This is a genomic window from Komagataeibacter kakiaceti JCM 25156 (genome assembly GCF_000613305.1).
This window is the reverse complement of sequence record NZ_BAIO01000925.1, coordinates 1-526: the sequence shown is the minus strand read 5'-3', so window position 1 is coordinate 526 and position 526 is coordinate 1. Positions and strand designations below refer to the sequence as shown.

The 526-nt window shown below is 68.1% G+C and carries 1 protein-coding gene; it reads right to left on the bottom strand.

Going from position 1 to position 526, the window contains the following annotated elements; genetic code table 11:
- Window positions 1-526 (bottom strand): ATP-binding cassette domain-containing protein (locus JCM25156_RS26800; protein ID WP_034961937.1); only part of this gene is annotated, 526 nt, incomplete at both ends.

Below are 526 nucleotides of genomic sequence, written 5' to 3'. Positions count from 1 at the left end.
GGCCTGAAGCTGGGCCTCCGTCGCGTCGGGCCGGGCGAACAGGATGTTTTCGCGCAGGGTTCCGGCGAACAGGACCGGTTTCTGGCCGATCCATGATGTCATGGCCACCAGCGCCTCGGGCAGGAGGGTGGACATATCGACACCGTTGAGGGTGATCCGCCCCTGCGTGGGCTGGATGAAGCCCAGCAGCAGTTCGATCAAGGTCGACTTGCCCGAACCCGACGCCCCGCACAGCACCAGTGTCTGCCCGGCGGGCACGGTGAACGAAATGTCCTCCAGCGTCGGGCCGCGCGCAACATCCCATGCGAAGCCGACATGCTCGAACGCGACACGCACCCCCTGCCCCGTCTCGCACACCGCCTGACCAGCGGCGCGGACGGTCGTGGCATCGGGCAGGATCTTCATGGCGCCCGCGGCGCCCGCCGCATGGGCACGATCCTGATACGCCAGGGCGAGACTGCGGAAGGGCGCGAAGAATTCCGGCACCAGCAGCACCACGAACAGCCCCTGCGCACATGCGCCGCCA